Below are 2,668 nucleotides of genomic sequence, written 5' to 3'. Positions count from 1 at the left end.
GGGGATCGTCAACCAACCGTTTCAGCATCGCCGCGCGTCGGCGAGGGGCTGCTGTGCCTACCTTTTCGCGCTGCCGCCGCGTACTCGCCTTGGCCGACCACGATGCGGGGGAGCGGGAATTGCTGCAGAGGCCGTAGTAGCGTTGACGCCCGGTGAAAGCCGGGAGGAGCGAAGGGCCGAAGAGCCGCGAGAGGACCACAGTCTGGATCGGATGTGGAAGGCGAGAAGGTCACCGACACGCTCCCGGCGCTGCAACAGCGGCAGCTACCGGGGCGGCGGGCCGAGTTCGAGCGGGTGGATTCCCGCACCGGGCGAGGCGCGTGGCGGCCAAGTCTTCCGGGTCCCGAGCACAGACGCAAGAAGGGGTCCAATGGGCGTTCACCTCGGTGGACGCTTGCGGGCAAAGCCCGCTAGGCTCAACCGCCGGATGCGGAAAACCGCATGTCCGGTGGTGTGGGAGGGCTGACGGGCGCAATCCCGTCAGCCCGACCCGATCCGGGCTAACGGCCATGGAAGGGGGACCTACCACCCCGGAGCATGAAAGTCTGTCAAGCTAACGGGGCACTCCTGGGTTCCTCCGTCGTTTTCAGGTAAAAAAGACTTCAAAGACATTGGCTTGCGGCGACTTTCACGGTAAAGCCGCTCCCACCGCGCGCTGTGGTGGGAGCGGCTTCAGCCGCGACGGCGCATCCGCACGCCGATGATGATCAAGACGGTCGCGAGCAGCCCGACGAGCACCAACGCCTCCACCAAGACATTGCGCCACCAATAGGTCCGCTCCACGCCCAGCAGCCGCGGCTGGCGCGGTGCCTGCGCCGCGACCGTGACGACCGCCGGGCTGCCCACCGCCAGTGCGCTCACCGATGGCGCGTCCACCGCGTCCACACCCTCCACGCCCGCGGGCTGGCCGGGGGGTGCGTAACGCAGCCGGACATAGGCGACCGGCACGGCATAGTCATAGGCCCGGCGGTTCAGCAGGCCACGGCCGCGCGGATCGACGGTGATGGCCGTAACCACGGCCGGGAGCGCGACCCGCGGCCCGTCGCCGCCGAGCCGCGGGCGGGGGAGCATCGGCAGCAGGGGGGCGTCGACCGGCCAGGTCCATTCCACGAGTCCGAACGGACGCAGCCGCCGCAGCATCACCGTGCGACCGGGCTGCGCCGCATCGAAGGACGCCTCATCGAGCCGCACCTGCGTCTGCCGCAGGATGCCGCTGCCGGGCGCCTGGCGGTAGCGCCGGTCGGCCGCCGACTCGGCCTCACCGATCGCGGCCAGGATCGCCGGGTCGATCGGCGCGCCCGCCCCCAGCCCCGGGGCCTCCGGGGCGCGGTAGCAGACGCTGGCCGCGAAGCGATGACGCACCACCATATGACTGGCGCGCGCGCCGCTGGAGCGTGCCGACTCGACCAGGACGGAGGCATGGGTGGCCGCCACCACGCCTTCAAGCCGCTCGCCCCAGATCTCAGCGGCGGCATGGGGCCCCTCGGCGACCATCACCAGCAGGCCCAACACGCCCAGGAACAGCGCGGGCAGCGACAACCACCACGGTGGGCGGGCGGCCAGCATCAGCAGGGCCAGCACGAGGATGGCGGCGGAGGTACCGACGAGCAGGGTAGCGGTCATGCTGGGCCTCGGGTTGACGGATGCGCGAGTGGGCCTGGTTCCAGTCGGGTTCGCCCTGCCGGGCGTCACCGGACGGCAGACCCGCAAGATATCGGGCTTCGCTGCGTTAACCCGAACGCTTGGGGATGCCTTTTTCGTTTGCGCCTAGCGCCGAGCCTTGCCCACGCATGCCGCGTCGGGGTTCCCGGCCTATGCTGCCCAGGCCGGATGCTGGGTCTGCCCGCGTCGCTTGTGCAGTTTGAGCCCGGTAGTCCGGTAGGGTCCGCTGTGCGGACCGAGCCCCGCGAGAACCCGACCGGCGAAGGTCCGCGCGGCGGACCCTACCGGGCTGGAGACGGTCAAGGGCAGCTATGTCACCGACGATTCCGCGACCGCGAAGACGACATCATCTGGCGCGTCCGTTGGGCCGACGGCTGGTGCTACGTCTATCTCCTGATCGAGTTCCAGAGCGACGAACCGACCTGGCTCGCGGTCTACGCCCGTTTGTTAAAGCTGGTGGACACCGGCGCCCTGGACAGCCTAAAGCGCGCCTTCGGCCGCTGGATCTACCGCAGCTTCATCCGCAAGAAACGCCCCGGCATCCGCCTCCCGGACATCAATGATTTTCAAGAGGTGCATATCATGCTGCAACAATGGGTCGAACGGTGGAACGCGGAGATCCGCGAGCGGGGGCGCCAGGAAGGACGCCAAGAGGGCCTGGTGGAGGCGTGCCGTGAAATGGTCGCCGCCCTGCTTGAGCGCACCGCCCTGGACGACGCGGCCATTGCCGATCTGGCCGGGCTCTCCCGTGAGGCAATCCGGGCACTGCGCAATACACCAACTGAACATTAGCCGTCTGCCGCCCGCGGCCTGGGTGAAGCGCTTCGTTCCGGCCAGCGCTGGCCAGTCAGCAACCGGAGGTCGGGGCTTTACCGTGAAAGTCGCCGCAAGCCAATGTCTTTGAAGTCTTTTTTACCTGAAAACGACGGAGGAACCCAGGAGTGCCCCGTTAGCCTGACAGACTTTCATGCTCCGGGGTGGTAGGTCCCCCTTCCATGGCCGTTAG

2 protein-coding genes are annotated in these 2,668 nt (G+C 68.3%); one reads left to right on the top strand and one right to left on the bottom strand.

The window, feature by feature from the left end:
• Positions 1-672: 672 nt before the first annotated feature.
• Positions 673-1,623 carry a hypothetical protein gene (locus QZX93_RS23215; RefSeq protein WP_295386614.1) on the bottom strand — a complete coding sequence of 317 codons (951 nt, stop codon included), beginning with the start codon at positions 1,621-1,623 and terminating at the stop codon, positions 673-675.
• Between the two features lie 267 nt (positions 1,624-1,890).
• Between QZX93_RS23215 and QZX93_RS23210 the strand changes: the two genes are divergently transcribed.
• Entirely contained in the window at positions 1,891-2,454 is a 564-nt protein-coding gene (locus tag QZX93_RS23210) for a hypothetical protein (RefSeq protein WP_295386616.1), read from the top strand.
• Positions 2,455-2,668: the final 214 nt, after the last annotated feature.

Origin of the sequence: uncultured Thiodictyon sp. (assembly GCF_903946935.1) — a bacterium.
Lineage (GTDB): Bacteria > Pseudomonadota > Gammaproteobacteria > Chromatiales > Chromatiaceae > Thiodictyon.
This window is presented reverse-complemented; position numbering and strand designations above follow the sequence as displayed.